The organism is Vibrio sp. Vb0304, assembly GCF_033338995.1.
Lineage (GTDB): Bacteria > Pseudomonadota > Gammaproteobacteria > Enterobacterales > Vibrionaceae > Vibrio > Vibrio alginolyticus.
On record NZ_JAWOTT010000022.1, the window covers coordinates 47,164 to 69,728 of the forward strand.

The 22,565-nt window shown below is 45.9% G+C and carries 22 protein-coding genes and 1 tRNA gene; 9 read left to right on the forward strand and 14 right to left on the reverse strand.

Annotation, left to right across the window (positions count from 1 at the left end; all coding sequences use genetic code 11):
- Positions 1-74 precede the first annotated feature (74 nt).
- Complete coding sequence (gene epmB / locus R7P35_RS19650; protein WP_005381502.1) at positions 75-1,097, reverse strand: EF-P beta-lysylation protein EpmB; 1,023 nt, start codon at positions 1,095-1,097, stop codon at positions 75-77.
- 32 nt (positions 1,098-1,129) lie between these two features.
- Here epmB and efp point away from each other — a divergent pair, with 32 nt between their 5' ends.
- Both efp and R7P35_RS19660 read left to right on the forward strand, forming a co-directional pair.
- Complete coding sequence (gene efp / locus R7P35_RS19655; RefSeq protein ID WP_005381500.1) at positions 1,130-1,696, forward strand: elongation factor P; 567 nt, start codon at positions 1,130-1,132, stop codon at positions 1,694-1,696.
- A 266-nt stretch (positions 1,697-1,962) separates the two neighbouring features.
- Positions 1,963-3,366: an SPFH domain-containing protein gene (locus R7P35_RS19660; RefSeq protein ID WP_005386397.1), complete on the forward strand. Its 1,404-nt coding sequence runs from the start codon at positions 1,963-1,965 to the stop codon at positions 3,364-3,366.
- A gap of 102 nt (positions 3,367-3,468) precedes the next feature.
- Here R7P35_RS19660 and frdD read toward each other — a convergent pair whose 3' ends face one another.
- Genes frdD through frdA form a run of 4 tightly spaced genes read right to left on the reverse strand, consistent with a single transcriptional unit; the run spans position 3,469 to position 6,801 of the window.
- On the reverse strand, positions 3,469-3,846 hold the full coding sequence (gene frdD, locus R7P35_RS19665) for a fumarate reductase subunit FrdD (RefSeq protein WP_005381493.1): 378 nt from the start codon (positions 3,844-3,846) through the stop codon (positions 3,469-3,471).
- Between the two features lie 11 nt (positions 3,847-3,857).
- On the reverse strand, positions 3,858-4,241 hold the full coding sequence (gene frdC, locus R7P35_RS19670; RefSeq protein WP_005381491.1) for a fumarate reductase subunit FrdC: 384 nt from the start codon (positions 4,239-4,241) through the stop codon (positions 3,858-3,860).
- 2 nt (positions 4,242-4,243) lie between these two features.
- Positions 4,244-5,002, reverse strand: coding sequence for a succinate dehydrogenase/fumarate reductase iron-sulfur subunit (locus R7P35_RS19675; RefSeq protein ID WP_005381489.1), 759 nt, complete (start codon positions 5,000-5,002; stop codon positions 4,244-4,246).
- Entirely contained in the window at positions 5,002-6,801 is a 1,800-nt protein-coding gene (frdA, locus tag R7P35_RS19680) for a fumarate reductase (quinol) flavoprotein subunit (RefSeq protein WP_005381487.1), read from the reverse strand. The genes R7P35_RS19675 and frdA overlap by 1 nt, the downstream gene beginning before the upstream one ends.
- A gap of 435 nt (positions 6,802-7,236) precedes the next feature.
- On the opposite strand from frdA, the gene epmA reads away from it, so the two are divergent.
- From epmA to R7P35_RS19700, 4 genes are all read left to right on the forward strand, one after another.
- The gene (epmA, locus tag R7P35_RS19685; protein WP_042523714.1) at positions 7,237-8,208 is read left to right on the forward strand and encodes an elongation factor P--(R)-beta-lysine ligase; all 972 of its coding nucleotides are present in this window, start codon (positions 7,237-7,239) and stop codon (positions 8,206-8,208) included.
- A gap of 9 nt (positions 8,209-8,217) precedes the next feature.
- Positions 8,218-8,592, forward strand: coding sequence for a VanZ family protein (locus R7P35_RS19690; protein WP_017635567.1), 375 nt, complete (start codon positions 8,218-8,220; stop codon positions 8,590-8,592).
- 21 nt (positions 8,593-8,613) lie between these two features.
- Positions 8,614-9,249: a TetR/AcrR family transcriptional regulator gene (locus R7P35_RS19695; RefSeq protein ID WP_005381480.1), complete on the forward strand. Its 636-nt coding sequence runs from the start codon at positions 8,614-8,616 to the stop codon at positions 9,247-9,249.
- A 144-nt stretch (positions 9,250-9,393) separates the two neighbouring features.
- Complete coding sequence (locus R7P35_RS19700; RefSeq protein ID WP_033907181.1) at positions 9,394-10,350, forward strand: acetyltransferase; 957 nt, start codon at positions 9,394-9,396, stop codon at positions 10,348-10,350.
- A 75-nt stretch (positions 10,351-10,425) separates the two neighbouring features.
- On the opposite strand, the gene R7P35_RS19705 is transcribed toward R7P35_RS19700, so the two are convergent.
- From R7P35_RS19705 to R7P35_RS19725, 5 genes are all read right to left on the reverse strand, one after another.
- Entirely contained in the window at positions 10,426-11,571 is a 1,146-nt protein-coding gene (locus tag R7P35_RS19705) for a murein hydrolase activator EnvC family protein (protein ID WP_005381476.1), read from the reverse strand.
- A 27-nt stretch (positions 11,572-11,598) separates the two neighbouring features.
- On the reverse strand, positions 11,599-12,420 hold the full coding sequence (cysE, locus tag R7P35_RS19710) for a serine O-acetyltransferase (protein WP_005381475.1): 822 nt from the start codon (positions 12,418-12,420) through the stop codon (positions 11,599-11,601).
- A gap of 78 nt (positions 12,421-12,498) precedes the next feature.
- Positions 12,499-13,536 (reverse strand): NAD(P)H-dependent glycerol-3-phosphate dehydrogenase, encoded by a 1,038-nt coding sequence (gene gpsA, locus R7P35_RS19715; RefSeq protein WP_005381474.1) that lies wholly within the window; start codon positions 13,534-13,536, stop codon positions 12,499-12,501.
- Positions 13,537-13,731: 195 nt separating this feature from the next.
- Positions 13,732-14,196 carry a protein-export chaperone SecB gene (secB, locus tag R7P35_RS19720; protein WP_005386410.1) on the reverse strand — a complete coding sequence of 155 codons (465 nt, stop codon included), beginning with the start codon at positions 14,194-14,196 and terminating at the stop codon, positions 13,732-13,734.
- A 225-nt stretch (positions 14,197-14,421) separates the two neighbouring features.
- Positions 14,422-14,856, reverse strand: coding sequence for a rhodanese-like domain-containing protein (locus R7P35_RS19725; protein WP_005386415.1), 435 nt, complete (start codon positions 14,854-14,856; stop codon positions 14,422-14,424).
- Between the two features lie 547 nt (positions 14,857-15,403).
- On the opposite strand from R7P35_RS19725, the gene gpmM reads away from it, so the two are divergent.
- A complete protein-coding gene (gene gpmM, locus R7P35_RS19730) occupies positions 15,404-16,936 on the forward strand; it encodes a 2,3-bisphosphoglycerate-independent phosphoglycerate mutase (protein WP_005381471.1) in 1,533 nt (510 codons plus the stop codon).
- Between the two features lie 82 nt (positions 16,937-17,018).
- Here the strand turns inward: gpmM and R7P35_RS19735 are convergent, their stop codons facing one another.
- The 4 genes from R7P35_RS19735 to rsgA form a co-directional block, all read right to left on the reverse strand.
- Positions 17,019-17,906, reverse strand: a complete 888-nt coding sequence (locus R7P35_RS19735) for a DMT family transporter (RefSeq protein WP_017635571.1) — start codon at positions 17,904-17,906, stop codon at positions 17,019-17,021.
- A 132-nt stretch (positions 17,907-18,038) separates the two neighbouring features.
- Complete coding sequence (locus R7P35_RS19740; RefSeq protein ID WP_017635572.1) at positions 18,039-19,454, reverse strand: SLC13 family permease; 1,416 nt, start codon at positions 19,452-19,454, stop codon at positions 18,039-18,041.
- 166 nt (positions 19,455-19,620) lie between these two features.
- A complete protein-coding gene (gene asd, locus R7P35_RS19745) occupies positions 19,621-20,478 on the reverse strand; it encodes an archaetidylserine decarboxylase (RefSeq protein ID WP_005381465.1) in 858 nt (285 codons plus the stop codon).
- 116 nt (positions 20,479-20,594) lie between these two features.
- Positions 20,595-21,659, reverse strand: coding sequence for a small ribosomal subunit biogenesis GTPase RsgA (gene rsgA, locus R7P35_RS19750; RefSeq protein WP_005386419.1), 1,065 nt, complete (start codon positions 21,657-21,659; stop codon positions 20,595-20,597).
- 129 nt (positions 21,660-21,788) lie between these two features.
- On the opposite strand from rsgA, the gene orn reads away from it, so the two are divergent.
- Both orn and R7P35_RS19760 read left to right on the forward strand, forming a co-directional pair.
- On the forward strand, positions 21,789-22,334 hold the full coding sequence (orn, locus tag R7P35_RS19755) for an oligoribonuclease (protein ID WP_017635574.1): 546 nt from the start codon (positions 21,789-21,791) through the stop codon (positions 22,332-22,334).
- 156 nt (positions 22,335-22,490) lie between these two features.
- Positions 22,491-22,563: transfer RNA gene (locus R7P35_RS19760), tRNA-Gly, on the forward strand.
- The last annotated feature ends 2 nt before the right edge of the window (positions 22,564-22,565 follow it).

Below are 22,565 nucleotides of genomic sequence, written 5' to 3' on the forward strand. Positions count from 1 at the left end.
GTATGCATAGACTTACCGTGCAAAGCGAACAAAAATAATCAATCTAGACGACAAATTTAATTGAGCGTCAGAGCTTATTCTAAATGCAAATCCAACGGCGTTTTACTTGGCCTGCCACCAATTTCTCGTGTGAGTTTTGGTACCAGATAACCCGATACACGCGTGATGAGTCCGCGCATAATAGCTTTCGCTTCTTCGTCCGAAATAAAGTAGTGCGCTGCGCCTTGCACCTTATCAAGAACGTGGAGGTAATAAGGCAAGATACCCGCGTCAAATAAGGCCTCACTTAACGCCACTTGAGCTTCTACCGAATCATTCACGCCTTTCAGCAGAACGCCTTGGTTTAGAAGCGTAACGCCCGCTCTTTTGAGCTTGAACATCTGTTCAGCAAATTCGTCATTGATTTCGTTGGCATGGTTGATGTGAGTGACGAGGATGATTTGTAACCTTGATGCTTGCAAAAGTTGGCATAGTTCATCAGTGACTCGAGCAGGAATCACCACAGGTAAACGGCTATGAATACGCAGACGTTTGATGTGAGGAATGTGAGCAATGTGCTCTAAAAGCCAATGAATCTCATCGTCTTTTGCCATTAATGGATCACCACCTGAGAAGATGACTTCGTTCAACTCTGGTTGTTGTGCCATGTACTCTAAGCACTTGGTCCAGGCTTGTTTCCCGCTTTTGTTCTCTTGATAAGGGAAGTGACGACGAAAACAGTAACGGCAATTTACCGCGCAGCCACCTTTGACAATCATCAGGGCGCGGTTGCGATACTTGTGTAGCAGGCCAGGGACTTCATTGTCCTGCTCTTCCAATGGATCATTGGAGTAACCCGGATGCACCTCAAATTCGTCGCTCAGTGGTAAAACCTGACGTAAAAGAGGGTCTTTAGGGTTGCCTTTCTCCATCCTATCGACAAAACTTTGCGGTACACGCTGTGCAAACAGCTTGCGCGCGGCAAACCCGTCTTGCCACGGTGAAGGATCAATTTCCAGTATTTCGAGCAATTTTGCAGGATCAGAGATCCCATTCGCCAACTGTTTGAGCCAGTTTTGCTCAACAGATTCGACTTTTCGGGTTATTATGTGCGGCATTGAATTTAGCTCTAAGAATGTAAGAGGAAAAAATGGCTACAGTTAGCACCAATGAATTTAAAGGCGGTCTTAAGTTAATGCTTGATAACGAGCCTTGTGTAATTCTGGAAAACGAATACGTTAAACCAGGTAAAGGCCAAGCGTTCAACCGTGTTAAAATTCGTAAACTTCTTTCTGGTAAAGTGCTAGAGAAAACATTCAAGTCTGGTGACACTTGTGAAGTGGCAGACGTAATGGATATCGACCTAGATTATCTATATTCAGACGGCGAATTCTACCACTTTATGAACAGTGAAACGTTTGAACAGATCGCAGCGGATGCAAAAGCGGTAGGTGAAAACGCTAAGTGGTTGGTAGAAAACAACACTTGTATGATAACTCTTTGGAACGGTAACCCAATTACTGTTACTCCACCAAACTTCGTTGAGCTAGAAGTTGTAGACACAGACCCAGGCCTGAAAGGTGATACTCAAGGTACTGGCGGTAAACCAGCGACGCTATCAACTGGCGCTGTTGTTCGTGTTCCTCTGTTCATCTCAATTGGTGAAGTGATTCGCGTAGATACTCGTACTGCTGAATACGTAGGTCGTGTGAAGTAAGCACTTTATATGATTGTTAGAAAGGTCGCTTCGGCGGCCTTTTTTATTGCCTGTGATTCTTCTCTTTTAATCCCTCTGCGTAAAACATCGATATCCTCCGCAAATTTTTGATGATTTTGTATTATTCGTAAAAATCTTATTTATTCCATGAATCTGTCGATTATTCCTTAATGTAACATTTTGATACATTAGTACTTGTCGCTGAGTTGCATAGCAATCTGATTTTTATCGATTTAACTCAGTAACAATCCAAAAAGGAGAACAAAATGGAAAGCAGAGGTTTAGGAAGGGGTTTAAAGGTGGAAGAAAGACGTCAGTTACTACATAAAGGATTAAAAGCAGCCGTATTTGGCGTACCGCTGTTGGCAATAGGCTTAACGATTAATAGCTCGGTGCTGATGACCGATGCGGGTTACAGCTACGTGCATCAGAATAATATTACTGGTGAGTTGGATGTGTTTACTGAACCTGGCATTCATTTTCGCATGCCATTTCTGTCCAAAATCACCAAGTATGACCAAGTGATCACCGTGTCATTCGGTAACAGCAAGGGCGAAGATTTTTATCAACGCCTTGATGCGATTCAGGTTCGATTTGCCGACACCTATATTGGTCAGATCCCCGTAACATTCCGCTTTAAGCTCAGTAATGATCCTGAAGCGGTGAAGAAGATGCACAAAGAGTTCCGCAACAACAGTAACTTGATCGATGCGCTGCTTGTAAAGAACGCACGTAACGTAACGGTGATTACCGCGACCCAATACACGGGTGAAGAGTTTTTCCAAGGTGGTTTGAACCAGTTCAAATCGAAACTTGGCGATCAGTTACGAGAGGGGATTTATCTGACAGAGCGACGTCAGGTTGAAGTGGAAGAGTTGGATCTTGCGCCTGTTGGGGCGAATCAAGCCAATCCGAACCAATTACAGCGCACCAATCAACTGGTATGGAAAACTGTGCCAGTCGTAGACAAAACCGGGCAACCAATTCGTCAAGACAATCCGTTACAACAATACGGTATTCAAGTGACGCAGGTGACCATTGGTGACCCGCAGCCAGAAAAGCAATTAGATCAGTTATTGGCAGATAAAAAGCGTCTAGTGGCGGATCGTATTCGCGCGATTCAGGAACAAGAAACGTCGAAAGCACAGGCAGAGACCGAGCAGTTACGCAAAGAGATTCAACGAACACGTGAGGTGCAAGACGCTCAGCGTGGTAAAGAACTCGCAATTATTGCTCAGCAAAAAGAAGTGGAAGTTGCACGTCAGATTGCAGAGCGTGAAATCGTTGAAGTGGAAAAAACCAAACGACTTGCTGAAGTCGAGAAGGAGAAAGAGCTAGCTATCGCAGAGGCTAACTTAGCGATTCAAAAAGCGAACGCACTTTCTGCTGAGTTTGAAGCGAAAGCGATATTAGCGAAAGGTCGCGCAGAATCTGAAGTCCTAAAAGGTAAGTATGCGGCGTTAGGAGCAAATCGTGAAGTTTACTTGGCAGAATTGAATCGAGACGTAGCGAACTCGCTGTACAACAATTTGCAAAACTTCCAAGTTCAGATGCCACAAAATTACATTGGTGGAAGTGACGAAACGGGCTTGAAAACAAACCTAGATGTGATTACTGGCTTTGGTGCTCTGGGTCTTATGGACCAGACAAAGAAGGTCGCACAGCAATAAGATCATGGGTGGTCAAAAGCTTAAAAAGCAAAAAGATCATAGGTAACCCAAAGCAATAAAAAAGCTGGCATTTAGCCAGCTTTTTCTTTTTTGGTCAGTCTCTTAAATCATGAAGATAAAGATAACTGCTAGTGCAGTGATGAGGCCTGCAAATGCATAGCATGCAATTTTACCAATCACACCAGTGTGGAATTTAAGGTCGTGCATGCCGTGGTGTACACGGTGCATTGCATGCCACATTGGCAATGCTAGCGTGCCAATGATGAATAGCGCACCGATGATGCTGGTTGCGAAGGCAGAGACACGCTCGTAGCTCATCGCTTCTGCGTCAATCACGCCTAGTGGTACCAAGATACCTAGCACAAGAACGGTGATTGGCGTGATCATCGCGAACCAAGTACCACCTGCGCCAAACAGACCCCACCAGATTGGCTCATCAGAACGTTTTGGTGATGTGTTTACACTATAATTCGGTTTCATTGCTCAGCTCCTTACACCACGATGAGAACGATCAGTGAGATGAACGCAACAGCGGCCCACTGAGTCAATACGATGATCTTCTTGTCCACTGGTTTGCCTTTCAAACGAATTGGCATTACTTGTGGCATCATGCTGAAGAAAGTTTGAGCGTGGAATAGGCTACCGAGTAGTGCAACGATGTTGATTGCGACTACGATTGGGTTCGCCATGAACGCTAACCAACCTTGCCATGCTTCAGGACCTTTCACCAAGCAACCTAAACCGAAAGTTAGGAACAGAGTGAATAGAATTAACGGAAGCACCGTCGCTTCACGTAGCATGTAGAAGCGGTAGAAAGGATGGTTCTTCCACCAAGTGCGTTTTACTTCACGAACGTAAGGTTTACGATTGCTCATCCTTATGCCTCCACTTTCTTTGGTGAACCATCAGGTTTCAACATAGCAATCACGAAGTCCATAGAAGACTCCACTTTGCCTTGGTTTACTGCCGCTGCTGGGTCAACGTTCTTCGGACAAACTTCAGAACAGTAACCAACAAACGTACAACCCCAAGCACCGTTTTCACCGTTGATAAGCTTCATGCGCTCATCTTTACCGTTGTCACGGCTGTCTAGGTTGTAGCGGTGGGCTAGCGTTAGTGCAGCAGGACCGATGAACTCTGGGTTAAGACCAAACTGAGGACATGCGGCATAGCACAGACCACAGTTGATACAGCCAGCGAACTGCTTGTATTTCGCCATCTGTTCTGGCGTTTGCAAGTTCGTACCGTCTTCTGGTTTACGGTCGTTACCAATGATGTATGGTTTGATTGCTTCAAGACGTTCGATAAACGGTGTCATATCAACAATCAAGTCTTTCTCGATTGGGAAGTTTGCTAGAGGCTCGATAGTCACGCCGTCAGGGTAGTCACGTAGGAAGCTCTTACAAGCAAGTTTCGGTACGTTGTTCACCATGATGCCGCAAGAACCACAGATCGCCATACGGCAAGACCAACGGTAAGACAGATCTTTGTCTAGGTGATCTTTGATGTAGCCAAGTGCGTCAAGCACAGACATGGTTTCATCGAATGGTACTTCGAATGTTTGCTTGTATGGTTCTGCATCTTTTTCTGGGTCGTAACGCAGGATGTCTACTTTTTGAATGCGATTTGCTGACATTATGCTTGCTCCTCTGCGTTCTTCTCTTCAGCCGCTGCTTTTTCTGCTGCTTCACCGTATAGACGAGCTTTTGGTTGTGACTTAGTGATGGTCACATTGCTGTAATCGATACTTGGTGCTGACTCTGGCTTGTAGAAAGCAAGTGAGTGTTTTAGGAAGTTCACGTCATCACGCTCTGTACAACCATCGTCTAGACGTTGGTGCGCGCCGCGCGACTCTTTACGTAGAATCGCAGAGTGAACCATCGCTTCTGCGACTTCTAGGCCGTAACCCACTTCGATTGCGTATAGAAGGTCTGTGTTGAACACTTTACCTTTGTCTTTGATGCTGATGCGTTTGTAGCGTTCTTTCAACTCAGTGATTTTGTCGATAGTCGCTTGCATCAAATCTTCTTGGCGGTATATACCACAGCCCGCTTCCATGGTGTGGCCCATTTCTGTGCGTATTTCTGCCCAGTTTTCGTCGCCTTCTTGGTTCATCAGTTTCGCGATGCGCTCTTCAACGGCTTTGACTTGCGCGTCAATTGCCGCGTCGTTCCAGCCTTTGAATTCTGCTGCGCGTTTCACTGCATTTTCACCCGCTACGCGGCCAAATACCACGAACTCAGCCAGTGAGTTAGAACCTAGACGGTTTGCACCGTGAAGACCAACAGACGCACATTCACCCACCGCGAATAGGCCTTTAATGCGAGTTTCACAACCGCCGTCCGTTTCAATACCACCCATGGTGTAGTGAACGGTTGGACGAATTGGAATTGGCTCTTTTGCAGGGTCCACGTTTACGTAAGCTTTTGCTAGCTCACAGATGAACGGTAGACGCTCTTGTAGGTACTCTTCACCAAGATGGCGAAGGTCTAGGTGCACCACGTCACCCAGTGGGTGTTTGATGGTGTTGCCTTTCTGTTGTTCGTGCCAGAAAGCTTGAGAAACTTTGTCACGAGGACCCAGTTCCATGTATTTGTTCTTCGGTTGGCCAACTGGAGTTTCAGGACCCATGCCGTAATCTTGTAGGTAACGGTAGCCATTCTTGTTAACGATGATACCGCCTTCACCACGACAACCTTCCGTCATCAGGATACCTGTACCAGGAAGACCGGTTGGGTGGTATTGAACGAATTCCATATCACGTAGAGGAACGCCGTGACGGTAAGCCATTGCCATACCATCGCCCGTTACGATACCGCCGTTGGTGTTACAGTGGTAAACACGGCCCGCGCCACCTGTTGCTAGAACAACCGATTTTGCTTTGATAGTAACAAGCTCGCCTTCAGACATGTGAATAGCAATCAGACCTTGAACTTCGCCTTCATCAACAAGCAGATCCACCACAAAGTACTCATCAAAACGTTTGATGTTGCTGTACTTCATTGATGTCTGGAATAGCGTATGAAGCATGTGGAAGCCAGTTTTGTCTGCAGCGAACCAAGTACGTTCAACCTTCATACCACCAAAGCGGCGTACGTTGACTTCACCGTTCTCTTTACGACTCCATGGGCAACCCCATTGCTCCATTTGGATCATTTCGCGAGTCGCGTTCTCTACAAAGTATTCAACAACATCCTGTTCACATAGCCAGTCACCACCGCCAACAGTGTCGTTGAAGTGGTTGTCTAAGCTATCTTCATCCTTGATAACTGCTGCTGAGCCACCCTCTGCAGCGACCGTGTGGGAGCGCATTGGATAAACTTTAGAAATCAGAGCGACTTCTAAGTCTGGGTTTGCTTCAGCCGCTGCAATAGCAGTACGAAGACCAGCGCCGCCTGCGCCGATGACTGCGATATCTGTGGTGATAATTTGCACAGTTATCCTCCAGTGTGTGATTGCGGAAATCCGCTTGTTATTGTCATTACGAGGCGCTCTTTAAAAAGAACTCCCCAAAAGTAGTAGGGTTAGTGTAGATGAGCCACATGGCAGAAAAATTGATGTAATTGGGTTTTTGCTTCGGTAATGCACTTAAGGGCATAGAATTTATAGGTTATGTGACTGCTATCACGGCATCGAGGTTTTGGCCCTCAAGCATTAACATTAGGGATGTTAAGCCTGTGTTGCGTGACATTAACCGCATGGATAATAGGATTTTAACTGAGTGTTTTTTGTTCTGCGGCACGAGTAATGCTTGCCTCAGATTGGCGAGCTCATTAGTAAAAAGAAGAAGGGATATTCCTCTCTTCTTGAAGAGTAAAAAGCATGTAGAATGAGACTTTCCTCGCTGAATTAAAGTTTGAGAGATTTGTTATGCAAACCAACTGGCAACCTACTGCTTCCATTGACCAACTTCGTCAACGTGCGACGTTAGTCGCGTCGATTCGACAATTCTTCGCTGACCGACAGGTGATGGAAGTCGATACGCCAGCCATGAGTCACGCAACCGTGACTGACATCCATTTGCATACTTTCCAAACCGAGTTTGTTGGCCCAGGCTATGCCGATGGCAGTAAGCTGTTTTTTATGACCAGCCCAGAATTCCATATGAAGCGCCTTTTGGCTGCGGGTAGCGGTTGTATTTATCAAATCAACAAAGCATTTCGTAATGAAGAGAATGGTCGCTACCACAACCCTGAATTCACGATGTTGGAGTGGTATCGCGTTGGCTTTGACCATCATAAATTGATGGATGAAATGGATGACCTGTTGCAGCTGGTATTGAAGTGTGGCGCAGCGCAGCGCATGACGTATAAGCAAGCCTTCATTGATGTGTTGGGTGTGTGTCCACTGGAAGGCTCGATGACTGAGCTGAAAGCGGCGGCAAGCAAGCTGGGTTTGAGTGACATTGCTGAGCCAGAAGAAGATCGCGATACGCTGCTGCAACTACTATTTAGCGTGGGAGTAGAAAACAAAATTGGTCAGGACGTGCCGGCTTTTGTGTACGACTTCCCTGCATCACAGTCGGCGCTTGCGAAAATCAATCCTCAAGATCATCGCGTCGCGGATCGTTTTGAAGTGTACTTTAAGGGGATAGAGCTGGCGAACGGATTTCATGAACTGGATAACCCGAAAGAGCAATTAGCGCGCTTTGAACAAGATAACGCAAAGCGTATCGAAATGGGTTTAAAACCACAGCCGATCGATTATCATCTGATCTCTGCACTGGAAGCAGGGTTGCCAGATTGTGCAGGGGTCGCGTTGGGTATCGATCGTTTGATCATGCTGGCGCTAGGCTGTGACCACATTGATCAAGTGACGGCCTTTCCATTTCCAATTGCATAAGGACGTCCAATGAACCTGACGGCTGCACGTTTCGTCATCTTTAGCTACGCCATATTGATCGCTTTTTTATCTCTGAGTTCAGGTGAACTGCAAGACTGGGGCAATATCGCGTATCTCGACAAAATGCAGCACGCTATGGCGTATAGCGGCTTTGCGTTTTTAGGTTGTTTTTGTGTGTGGCGTTGGCGTCAACGTTGGGCGGTGGCGATTAGTATTTTGCTATTCAGCGCCGTTATTGAGTGGTTGCAAGGGTATGTAGGGCGACAAACTTCTTGGTTAGACCTTGTCGCCAACTCAACTGGCATCTTAACTGGTCTGTTATGTTACCGTATTTGGAGCCTCTATCGACCTAGGTTGGTGAAGTCGCTATACTCGATTCGTTAATGAAGAGGGAACACGATAACAATGAAAACGCGCGACAAAATCGTCTACGCGGCACTGGAGTTGTTCAACCAACATGGTGAGCGCAACATCACCACCAATCACATTGCCGATCACATCGAAATTAGCCCTGGTAATCTGTATTACCACTTCCGCAATAAGCAAGAAATCGTTCGTGAGATCTTTGCGCTTTATTCAGCAGAACTTTTAGAAAGATTTACCCCTATTCAAGGTTCGCAAGAGAGCCTGACTATGCTGAAGAGCTACCTAGACTCTATTTTTACCTTGATGTGGAAATACCGCTTTTTCTACGCAAACTTACCAGAAATCTTGTCACGAGATGAACAGCTACACGAACAGTACATCGATGTGCAAGAGAAGCTGCAAGCGAACCTCATTGCTATTATGCAAGAGTTCGTAACGATGAAGCTGTTGAATGTCGATCAACAACAGTTGAAGTCATTGGTATGTACATTGCACTTGATTGCGTGTAGTTGGTTGGCGTATCAATCCGCGATGGCTTCAAAAACCAACATTACCGAACAAATGGTGAAGCAAGGGATGTTGCAGATGCTTAATGTCGTTAAGCCATTAGCAACTGAGCAGGGCTTAGAGCAGCTACTGTTATTAGAAGATGCGGTTAGCAATCTACACAGTTAAACGTCAAACTGCTTAATATTTCGAGAGTCACTCTCATTTTCGAGTCGTGGCTCGAGTTGACTTGTCAAATATGCCACGCACAATAGTCCCATACGCTAAAAACCCTTGCAGGGATAATATTCTCGATAAAGGAACTATCGCCCCATGAATTACGACATTTTTAATGGTGATGCTGATGGCATTATTGCTCTTCTGCAATTACGTTTGGCTGATCCTGTCGATGCCCAGTTAATAACCGGTGTAAAGCGCGACATCAAACTGGTGGAAAAAGTAGACGTGCAAGCGGGTGATGAGCTGACTGTGTTAGACATTTCGATGGAAAAGAACATGGCAGGTCTAGAGCAAGCTTTGGCTCAAGGCGCGCACGTCTTTTACGCCGACCATCACAAAGCTGGTGACATTCCTCAGCATGGTAATTTGGATGCGCACATCGATCTCGATGCCAACATGTGCACGGCGTTGATTGTCGATAAGTTGCTTGATGGGCGTTTTCATGACTGGGCGATTACGGCGGCTTATGGCGATAACATGATTGCTAAAGCCAATGAGTTAGCGAATAACGCGGGCTTGTCGCAGCAACAGAAAGAGCAGCTAAAAGAGCTGGGTACTTTAATTAACTACAACGGCTACGGCTCGAAAGTCGAAGATTTACACTTTCATCCTGCGGAGCTGTACCGAGCTTTGCTGAAGTACATGTCACCATTTGAAGCTATTGAAGATACGGCCTCGCCATACTACCAATTGCAATCGGCTTACCAACAAGACATGGAGGCGGCTCTCGCAGTGCCTGCCATGCATGAGGGCGGTAAGCTAAAGTTGTTTGAGTTACCAAACACGGCGGCATCACGCCGAATCAGTGGTGTTTATGGCAACTGGCTGGCAAACCAAAACCCTGACTCTGCGCATGCGGTACTTACTGAAAATGCAGATGGGACTTATACGGTTTCACTTCGTGCCCCGTTAAACAATAAACAAGGTGCCGTGGCCGTGTGTGGTCAGTTCCCGACAGGTGGGGGCCGAGAGGCGGCGGCAGGAATCAACGCGTTAAGCAAAGATGATGTGCATGCTTTTATTGATGCGGTAGAAACCTACTACGCATAGCATTTTCCAAAATATGAATGCAAAAAAAAGGAGCCGAGTGGCTCCTTTTTTATTATAAGTCGATGAGTCAGATAATCAGCGTTTTAACCAAGATTTCGGATTCTGCGCTTCACTATTACGACGAATTTCAAAGTACAGCGATGGCCTGTCTTGACCACCCGTATCACCCGCGAGAGCAATCACTTCGCCGGCGGTGACTCGATCGCCTTCTTTTTTAGTTAACGCTTGGTTGTAACCATAGAGGGTCATGTCACCTTTTCCGTGGTCGAGCAGTACCACTAAACCGTATCCGCGCAGATACTCAGCAAATACGACAGTACCAGGATAAACGGCTTTCACTTGTTGACCATAGTTGGCAGACAACACCATACCCTTCCAGTTTACCTGCCCAGTTTGTCGCGTACCAAAGTTGTGTAACACACTGCCTTTGAGTGGCCAAGGCAACTTACCGCGCTGTTTGCCGAGTCCGTCCATTGGCACCGCATTACGCTTCGCTGCTTTGGCGATCTCTGCTTTTAAACGGGTTTCGTTGCGTTGCAGCTCGGCTAAGTAGCGTTTGTCATTCTTGATACTGCTCTGAATTTTATTCAGGGTTTGCTTACGCTTGGATTGTGTACTCGCTAGCGCTGTACGTTTTTCGGATTGCTGCTTGAGCAGAGTCTCGATTTGCTCTTTTTCTAGCTCGAGCTGGTTTTTGTTGTGCGCTAATTCTTGGGTTATTTTGGTGATCGCATCAATCACTTCAGCACGTGCTTTAGCTAAATGCTGGAAGTATTGGCTCATGCGGTCTTCTTCCACACCTTGATTTAACAAGTGACCATTGGCCTTCGCTCGCTCGGTTACGTAATACGTTTGCAGCAGCTGTTTGAGTTCTTCTTCTTGCTCTTGACGCTGTGCTTCTTGCAAGGCAATTTTCTCTTCTAGGTTTTCTATGTTTTTGTCTGCTTGTGCGAGGTTAGACTTGGTTTGTCGTATTTCACGCTCAAGCTTAGAAATACCAAGCTCTTGATCTTTTAGTGATTTCTGTAACTCATTGAGCTGCTTTTCTTGGGAAGAGAGCGATTTGCGCTGACGGCTTATCTCACTGGATACGCCTTTGAGCTCTTGCTGACTCACAGCAGAGGAGGTAATGGGATAAGTGGCGGATAAAGCACAAGTTAATAAAATAGCCGAGCGTAGAACAGGGTGATTTTGTTTTCGCACTTGAGAGTTACCTACCACGTTGTTGTCAAAAAGGTTTGTTGACGATTAAATACCATCCCCATGGATAAAGCTTTGCGACTTGCCGTTAAAGCCTTGATCCATATCGAGAGAAGGTTTGTCCGTTTTTGGACGTCCGACGATTTTTGCAGGCACGCCAGCCACGGTCGTGTGCGGTGGCACGGCTTGCAATACCACAGAGCAAGATCCGATTTTCGCGCCTTCACCAACTTCGATATTGCCAAGAATCTTTGCACCAGCGCCGATCATTACGCCTTCGCGAATTTTCGGGTGACGATCACCGCATTCTTTACCAGTACCACCAAGGGTGACATCTTGCAGTATAGACACGTCGTTTTCGACCACGGCAGTTTCACCAATCACGATGCCTGTTGCATGGTCGAGCATGATACCACTACCAATGCGCGCTGCAGGGTGAATATCGACCTGACATGCTACCGAAATCTGATTTTGTAGGTAAGTCGCAAGAGCGTGACGACCTTGCTTCCACAGCCAGTTTGCTACTCGGTAGCCTTGCAGTGCGTGATAGCCTTTTAGGTACAGCAATGGCATTGAATACATTGAAACAGCAGGGTCGCGATTGACCGTGGCACAAATATCACAAGCCGCACCGTCAGTGATGGTTGGATCAGCTGCAAAGGCTTCTTCAACCACTTCACGCACAGCCATCGCTGGCATGGAAGCGGTGTTCAATTTGTTAGCCAGAATATAACTCAGAGCGGCACACAAACTTTCATGCTTGATAATGGTGGCATGATAGAAGCTCGCCAGCATAGGCTCTTGTTCTGACATTTCACGGGCTTCTGAGACAATTTTGTTCCAGACTTTTTGTTTTTCGCAGTGTTTCATTCTCAATATCCAGAGTGGTTCTTCCGTGACCCGACAACTTCAATTTTTCTCAGATGAGCTGCAAAGGGCGGTAGATTGCTACTTTCCTTCGGCTTTTTTGTCACGAGCAAGTAAATCTTGCGCTGCTAAGCGCGCATCTTTTCCTTGATACAATACTTGATAAATTTGATCAACTATCGGCATCTCAACACCCATACGTTGAGAAAGTAGCCATACTTCTTTTGTATTGCGGTAACCCTCAACCACTTGACCAATTTCTTCTTGAGCTGTATCAACGTCTTTACCTTGGCCTAATGCCAAGCCAAAGCGTCGGTTACGTGATTGGTTATCGGTGCATGTCAGGACAAGATCGCCTAAACCCGCCATGCCCATAAAGGTTTCTGGCTGTGCACCCAGCGCAGCACCAAGGCGACTCATTTCAGCCAAGCCACGAGTAATTAATGCAGTACGGGCGTTAGCGCCAAAACCGATACCATCAGACATACCTGCACCAATCGCAATAACGTTTTTCACAGCGCCGCCCAGTTGCATACCAATAAAGTCACTATTGGCGTATACGCGGAAGGTTTTGCTACAGTGGATTTTTTCTTGTAGATCCGCAACAAATTCAGAATCTGGAGACGCAACTGAAATTGCAGTCGGCATACCCATTGCGAGCTCTTTCGCAAACGTTGGGCCAGACAATACTGCTAGTGAGTAGTTTTCACCGATAATGTCATAAGCGACGTCTTTCAACAGGCGCCCCGTTTCAGGTTCAAGCCCTTTGGTTGCCCAACAGATGCGAGAGTCTTCGCGCAAGAATGGTTTACAGCTGTTTAGCACGATGCCAAAGACATGGCTTGGAACCACAACCAACAAATCTCGGCTTGCTTGAACGGCTTTTTCTAAATCCGATTCAATGATCAAGCTTTCAGGGAAATCAACACCTGGTAAGAAGGCATGGTTAGCTCGGTCTGCTTCTAGGCGAGCCATGTGCTCTGGCTCGTGTCCCCAAAGGACAACGTTCGCGCCGTTACGAGCGAGTGAGATTGCCAAAGAGGTGCCGTATGAGCCTGCGCCAATCACAGTCATTGCGATGTCTTTACCGTAAGCATTGTTTGTATTTGCTTGTGTCATGCTACCGCCTAATTGTCTTGCTACTAGTAGAATCTAGTTCCTAATCGTCAAATTTTACGCCTTCTGGCGATTAGGAACTAGGAACTTTTGTCAGAAATAAAAAATGCACATTGCATCGAATGGTAGACGCTCTGTGCATTTTATTTGAGTCGGTGACGTCAGCACTGTGGCTATTCGTCACTTATAAAACGTGAATTACGCTTCAGCTTCGCCTTGTTGAGCTTGCTGTTGTAGGTAGTTCATGAATAGCGCGTCAAAGTTTACTGGCGCTAGGTTCAGTTGAGGGAACGTACCTTTAACGACTAGGCTTGAGATAGTTTCACGAGCGTATGGGAATAGGATGTTCGGGCAGAATGCGCCTAGGCAATGTGCAAGTTGACCAGCTTCCATTTGTTCAGCAGTGAAGATACCACCTTGTTGAACTTCACATAGGAACGCAGTCTCTTCTTCGTTCTTCACAGTAACGGTTAGGCGTAGAACAACTTCGTAAACGCCTTCACCAAGCTCACGGCTTTGAGTGTCTAGGTCTAGTTTAACGTCTGGGTTCCACTCTTTCTGGAAAATTACTGGAGAGTTCGGCGCTTCAAAAGAAACGTCTTTTAGGAAGATGCGTTGAATTGCGAAGTTTTGTTGTGCGTCTTGAGGTGCTGCTTCAGCCATTTTTTAATCCTTAAATCAATATTTGTTGAGCCTAGAAACGTCTAAGCTCAGAAAACTGGTATGTCCTGAGACTAACTGAGCCAATCTACCTTGACTAGATGAAGCGTGTATTACGTGCAAAGCGTCACAACTTAGTGCTCCAACTGCTTTCAATTTGCTCAGTTTTTTGTCCGCGAGGCTTGGTAAAAGCGCGTTTAAACGCGAACTTTCGTTCTTGCCACGTTCCTACTTCTTACCGCGAACTAACGGCAGGTTCGCTTCGTTCCACGCAATCAAACCATTTTTTAGTAGGCTCACGTTTTCGAAGCCAGCTTTTACTAGTAGGTTTGCGCTTTCTTGAGCGGTCTGTCCTGTCTTACATACAACAATGATTGGGTCTGATTTGTGGTTTTCAAGGCTACCCAAGTTACCCGCTTTGATGTCTGACGGTAAAATGTGAAGTGAGTCGGTGATATGACCTTTTTTGAACTCGTCTTTGGTACGGATATCCACTACAACGCCGTTTTCACGGTTCATAAGATGAGTCAGTTGGTTTACGTTGATTTCTTTGTATGCGGCTGTCGCTGATTTCACGATGTTCATGATAAAGGCGACAAGAAGACCTACCCAAACCAAAGATAGAATCATGTTCTGTTGGAAAAATTCAATGTACTCTTGCATGTCTTGAGCTCTTACGCTGTTGGCGGAAAAATAAAGCAGGAGTATAGCGAGGTTACGGCTCTTAGGCGAGAGAGTTAAAATTTTCTAACGAATAATTGAGATCTCTATAAACCCTTTATGCCCTTACTATCCGTACATTTTGCTCTGGTAGCTTGATTGCTTTTGCCTATTGGACTTATCGGTTTAAGTGACTTCTGTTTTACTGAGAAAAGAGAACAATAGGTATTAACCCATCCTGTTTGATGTTGCTTTAAATTAGCGCTGTTTCAAGTGCAAAAATAAGAATGAGAAGCGTAAGAAAACCGAACTTAGACTGGGGTGTACAAAGCGTATTAGAAATGACTATGCTTGTGGAACACGATTGTCGGCACTGACTCGTTGTTCGCTTAACTTGTAAGATAGCAACAATAAATCGCAAACATTATTTGATCTTAACCTACAGTTTTGGTTAAAAAGTGTAGTAAAATTACGCTAGTTTTGTTTCAAGGTTAGATAGGGCAGCGAGGCCCTACGCCAAAAGTTACTTAAATTTGATGAGGTCATCACTATGTCAGCTAAGAAGCCATTGGCTCTAGTTATCCTTGACGGTTACGGTTACCGTGAAGACACAGCAAGTAATGCAATTGCGAATGCGAAAACACCAGTAATGGATGCTCTGATTGCGAATAACCCACACACATTAATCTCTGCTTCAGGCATGGATGTTGGCCTTCCTGATGGTCAAATGGGTAACTCTGAAGTTGGTCACACTAACATTGGTGCAGGCCGCGTTGTATACCAAGACCTGACTCGTATAACTAAATCAATTGCGGATGGTGAGTTCGAACAAACGCCTGCGCTAGTTGAAGCAATCGACTCTGCTGTGAAAGCTGAAAAAGCAGTACACATCATGGGCCTGATGTCTCCAGGCGGTGTTCACTCTCACGAAGACCACATTTACGCTGCAGTTGAAATGGCAGCGGCTCGTGGCGCAGAGAAAATCTACCTACACTGCTTCCTAGACGGCCGTGACACACCACCACGTAGTGCTGAAAACTCACTACAACGTTTCCAAGACCTATTTGCGAAACTAGGTAAAGGCCGCGTTGCTTCTCTAGTAGGTCGTTACTACGCAATGGACCGTGACAACAATTGGGATCGCGTCCAAGTTGCTTACGATCTTCTAACTCAAGCTAAAGCTGAGTTCACAGCAGAAACGGCAGTTGCAGGTCTAGAAGCGGCTTACGCTCGTGAAGAAAACGACGAATTCGTTAAAGCAACAGCTATCAAAGCAGAAGGTCAAGAAGACGCAATCATGCAAGATGGTGATGCGGTTATCTTCATGAACTACCGTGCTGACCGTGCACGTCAAATCACTCGTGCATTCGTTCCTGCGTTTGACGGCTTTGAGCGTGCAGTATTCCCAGCAATCAACTTTGTGATGCTGACTCAATACGCGGCTGATATCCCTCTAGCTATCGCATTCCCACCTGCGTCTCTAGAAAACACTTACGGTGAGTGGCTATCTAAACAAGGTCAAACTCAGCTACGTATCTCTGAAACAGAGAAATACGCACACGTGACTTTCTTCTTCAACGGTGGTGTTGAGAACGAATTTGAAGGCGAAGAGCGTCAATTGGTTGCTTCTCCAAAAGTTGCAACGTACGACATGCAGCCTGAAATGAGCTCTCCAGAACTAACAGATAAGATGGTTGCGGCTATCAAGTCAGGTAAGTTCGATACCATCATCTGTAACTACCCGAACGCAGATATGGTTGGTCACACTGGCGTTTATGAAGCGGCTGAGAAAGCAATCGAAGCTCTAGATGAAAGTGTGGGTAAAGTGGTTGAAGCAATCAAAGAAGTTGGCGGTCAACTATTGATCACTGCGGACCACGGTAACGCAGAAATGATGATCGACCCTGAAACTGGCGGCATCCACACTGCTCACACTAACCTACCAGTACCTCTAATCTATGTAGGTGACAAAGCGGTTGAATTCAAAGAAGGCGGTAAACTGTCTGACCTTGCACCAACCATGCTTTCTCTAGCTGGTCTAGAAATCCCAGCAGAAATGACGGGTGAAGTACTAGTTAAATGATTAACTAACGGCTCCGAATGACAAAAGCCCGAGTTTAAACTCGGGCTTTTTTGTATCTGGCAGTAAGGGCTGGTCTGTAAGGTTACTGAACCAATATGCCCGCACCAATCACAGCTAGGGCTGCGCCCAACCATGCAAATCGGTTTGGTCGGCGTTTCGTGTAAATCCAGAGCAGTGGTAGCAACATAATTGGCGTGGTTGAAGATAGCAGTGCAACCATACCTACATTTCCTTCTTGCAGTGCGTATAAGATTAGCGTCATGCCGACGGCCATCGCCAAGAAACCATTAAGTGCAGTAATACCAAATACGCGCCAAGTAATGTGTTGCGTCGAGCGAGCGACTTTGACCCCTAGAATTAACAACATGCTGTGGGCGAAAAAGGCACTGATCATTCGAATAGCAGAAGCCGCAACTGGGTCAATACTGGTTTGCATTACTGGCTTGGCGATGATGCCGCCCAATGCTTGGCACATTGCTGCGGTTAAGCCAAGTCCAATACCCACCCAGATGTTACCTTTAATGTCTTCCAAGACGTTATTCACTTGACCTCTTCGGCCAAAGAATATCGCCATCACCACGCCGCTAAATACCAATGATGCGCCCAGTAGTTCTATTGTGGTCATGACTTCGCTAAATAAGAAGTAGCCCAAGATGGCAGAGAACACGGCGTGGCAAGAGAATAGTAACCCGGCCTGTCTTGGCCCCATACGATTCAAACACGCGAATAGAGCGGTATCACCAATAAAAATACCAATCAGTCCTGAGGCCATCATTGGCGTTACATGTTCCCAAGAAACCGTTAACCAGCCGCCAGTTATCCAGGCCATTGTTGATAAGATCACGGCTGTGCAGCCCATACGCCAGCGGCTGTAAGAAAATGCGCCTAGGTGTTGTGCAGGAATGACCGAAATTAGGCTAGAAACTGCCCACAGAAAAGCGGCGCATAAAGCAAGCCATTCGTAACCCATGATGTGTCGACGTCCTTGTAGAGTAGAGGAGTCTTAATATGCACGAAATTTAATGGATGTAAAAGCGGCTCTGCAAGGGCAATAGTTGGCGAACAGCTCCATGACAACAAGCTCTGTCACGGAGCTTATCGATTAAAACAGCACCAGAACTGCGCCATACACGATAAATAGACCAATCAAACCAAGAATCAGCCCCACTTTCGCCATGTCTTTGCTCTCGATGAGGCCTGTTGAATAAGCCAAAGAGTTTGGTGGTGTGGAAACCGGTAAGATCATGCCAAGTGATGCGGAGAAGGCGACGACAACCAGTAAACCTTGTAGGCCACCAACCGCAATAAGGCTTGGCATTGATGTACCAATAGCGGCAGCAATAGGCATCAATAAGTTTGCTGTTGCGGTATTAGACATAAAGTTCGCCATTAACCAACACACTACTGATAGGGCTAAAACAACGGCAAATGGTGATAGCAGGCTGTAATCAATGGCGTGCGCTAATGCTTCGGCTAAGCCCGTTTTGTCTAAGGCAATACCAATTGCTATACCACCGGCAACCAGCCATAAAACATCCCAGTTAATCAGCTTGAGCTCTTCTTTTCCCATAATGCCCGTTAACGTGAACACTGCTAGTGGGATAATCGCGACAACGTATGTATTCATGCCATGCACTTTCGTTGTCATCCAAAGCACAATGGTTAGTGCAAAAGTGATGTAGACGACGATCGCACGCCAGCTCCTTTTGAATGTACCATCTAGCTTTAGTTTCATTTCTGGTTCGCTAGACGGAAACAGCTTTTGCAACAAGAACCAAGCTACAGTGAGTTGTACCAACACAAAGGGTAGACCCATTGTCATCCACGATAGGAAGTCTATCGCGTTTTCTCCAGTGAGATATTGAAGCGCTATCGCATTAGGTGGCGTGCCTATCGGAGTCGCAATGCCGCCTGTATTCGCGGCAATTGGAATACACAACACCAGTGCTTTAATGCCTAAATCCCCTTTAGGTGCTGAAGCGACGATGGGGCCAAGCAGGGCTAGCATCATCACGGTCGTGGCAGTATTGGACATAAACATTGAAAAAACGGCGGTAATTAACATCAAGCCCAGCATGATGAACTTAGGTTGGGTGCCGAATGGTTTTAATAGAACTCGGGCGAGGTTGTTGTCGAGCTCGTATTTGGAAGCCGCAATCGCAAGAGCAAAACCACCCATAAAAAGAATAATGATCGGTGAAGAGAAGGCCGAGAAAATATCGGTGTAAGCAATTAACTCTCCTAAATCATGCCCCGCTGGTGGATTGCGAAATAGATGCAAACCTTTATCCGATATCATGATCAGTTCAAGAGCGATAATAAGAATGGACGTAGCAAAAACGGGAACCGGCTCGAGAACCCAAAGTAGGGCAGCAAGAAGAAAAATAGCCAACAGGCGATGCTGAATTAAAGTGAGATCGTCAATAGGAATAGCATCAATCGGCATCATCAAAACACCGAGCGGAATTAAAAAGCACACCAGCAATTTCGCCAACGTGTTTACACTCATCTTTGGCATTGGCTGCCCCTCTAAATATTCATTCTAAGCGCAGGATAATTGATTGTGGAATGAGGGTCTTAGAGGCAGGTATGAGTTTGAGAAATAGAGGCTAAATTTCGAACGGAGTTTTGCTTTTTATCAATAAAAAGAGCCCTTAATAAAGGGCTCTTTAACGGTGTTTTACTTATTTTTTCAAGGCGTAAGGTGTGCCCATAACGGTTGGCTTACCGTTTTCCATGCTTGCGTCAAACTCAATCGCGTCTTTGGCAAACAGGTTAATAACAGTAGAACCCAGTTTGAAGCGGCCCATCTCTTCGCCTTTTTTCAAGATCACGGCCTTGTCACCCTCTGCTGGGTAATCCCATTTGTAGACAGTGTTTCCACGAGGCGGAGTGATAGTGCCAGCCCATACTTGCTCAATGCTACCAACAATTGTCGCACCAACAAGCACCTGTGCCATTGGACCAAACTCAGTATCGAAGATACACACCACACGCTCGTTACGAGCAAATAGGTTCGGTACGTTTTCTGCTGTCAGAGGGTTTACTGAGAACAGGTCACCTGGTACGTAAATCATTTGGCGCAGAGTGCCGTCACATGGCATGTGTACACGGTGGTAATCGCGCGGAGATAGATACAATGTGGCAAAAGAACCATCTTTAAATTCGTCCGCTAAATTCGCGTCACCGCCCAGCAATTCTTGTGCTGAGAAGTGATGACCTTTTGCTTGGATAAGTTGACCATCTTCAATAGGGCCAAACTGGCTAACACAAGCGTCGGCTGGATGAGTGATGACGTTTTCGCCTTCAGAAATTGGGCGTGCGCCTTCTTTTAGCTCACGAACGAAAAACTCGTTGAACGTTTTAAAATGCTTAGGATCTGAGTGCTTTGCCTCATCCATATTCACATTGTATTGTTTGATAAACCAACGAATAACTGCTGTTGTTAGACCGCCAGCTTTTGCTGAAGCCAGTTTACCCATTAGGCGAGTGAGGCCGTGTTGTGGGATCCAGTACTGCAGTCCAACTTTAAACTTGTCCATCTTTAATTCCGATACTTCTGTTAGATTCGCGCTTTAGGGCGCGTGATGTTACTGAAATTTAATTTGCTTGTCAGTATTAGGTGAAGACTTTTTACACAGTTACAGCCTTAACTCAATTACAGATCGGCTTTTTTATTACGTGAATACTGACGATTTGCTTTGTTTTCAACCATGCTTTCCAAAATGCGATGATAGTTTTCAAAGCGAGTTTCGTTAATTTCCCCGTTCTCGACAGCTTCGCGTAGAAGGCAGCCTGGGTCATCATTGTGTTTACAATCTCGGAACTTGCAACCGCCTAAATATGGTCGAAATTCAACGAATGCTTTTGTTACTTCTTCTGCTTCCAAATGCCAAAGACCAAATTCACGTACTCCAGGTGAGTCGATCAAATCGCCACCCGTTGGAATGTGGTATAAACGTGCAGCCGTCGTGGTGTGTTGGCCCAAGCCAGAGTTCTCAGAGACTTCGCCTTCTTCCACTTCGCTCTCTAGTTCCGGCATTAACGCATTGACTAAGCTGGATTTCCCTACGCCTGATTGACCAACAAAGATATTAATTCGATCACGCAGTAGGGTTTCTAGTTCAGCAATGCCTTCTCCAGACTTCTTGCTGACCAGAAGCACTTTATAGCCAATACGTTCATATTCTTTGAGCCATTCTTCATACATTGCACGGTCATCGGCTTCTAGAAGGTCGACCTTATTTAAGACCAACAATGGCGCAATATTCAGTGTTTCTGATGCAACGAGATAGCGGTCAATAATATTTAGCGATAGCTCTGGTAATACCGAAGAGACAATGACCATTTGATCAATATTGGCTGCAACGGGTTTTAGACCATCGTAATAATCTGGACGAGTGAGCACTGAAGAGCGAGGTTCTACCGCTTCAACAACACCAGAGATGCCCGCCATAGACTCCAATCCTTCGCGCCATAAAACACGATCGCCAGATACTAGAGACTCAATACCACGGCGGAGGTTACAGCGTTGAATTTCGCCTGTTTCAAGGTCTTCAATGTCCGCGTGCTGACCAAAACGAGTGATCACGAGACCTTGCTTGCTGGCGCCTAGCATGTTTTCATCCCACTGGATGGAATCTTCTTGCTTCTTCAAACGCTTTTGTTGGTTGCTACGTACGCGTCGCACCTGACCTTTGGTTAACTTTTTCTTCTTTGCCACAATTCTGTACTTTATGTGAATTTACTCAAATGGTTGAGCCGTACTCCTGGCTCCGTGTATGAGTATCGTGTTTCTCGTATTTTGAGGTATAGTACCTCTTTTATCGATAAACAAATAGGCGGCGTAACCATGTCCTTTAGCGATCAAAACCTAATTTGGGTTGATTTAGAGATGACAGGGCTTGATCCTGAAACGCACAAAATCATCGAAATTGCTTCTATTGTCACGGATAGCGAACTAAATATTTTGGCTGAAGGTCCAGTGTTAGCGATTCATCAGCCGGAAGAAGAACTGGCGAAAATGGACGACTGGTGTACTAATACGCATACGGCAAGCGGTTTGGTGGAGCGCGTTCGAAACAGTCAAATCTCAGAACAAGACGCAGTCGCACAAACCATTGAATTTTTAGAAAAATGGGTGCCAAAAGGGGCGTCGCCAATATGTGGTAACAGCATTGGGCAGGATCGCCGCTTTTTATACAAGCATATGCCTGAGTTGGAAGAGTTCTTCCATTACCGATATGTTGACGTTAGTACTCTTAAAGAACTAGCACGTCGCTGGCAACCTGAGGTGCTAAATGGGTTCACAAAACAGGGAACACATTTGGCCTTGGACGACATTCGTGAGTCCATCGCAGAACTTAAGTACTATCGAGGTACTATTTTCAAGATTTAACTGTTAAGGTTGCGATCCAAATTGTTGTAATTTATATCGCTTTTGATTGCTTTTTCGTCGTTCAGTAAAAAAATAAAGTTTTTTTGAAGGAAGGACTTGCATCACAAAAAAATGCTCTTATAATTCGCAGCCCTAAACAGCGGAAACGTTGTTGATGCGACACTAGCTCAGTTGGTAGAGCGCAACCTTGCCAAGGTTGAGGTCACGAGTTCGAACCTCGTGTGTCGCTCC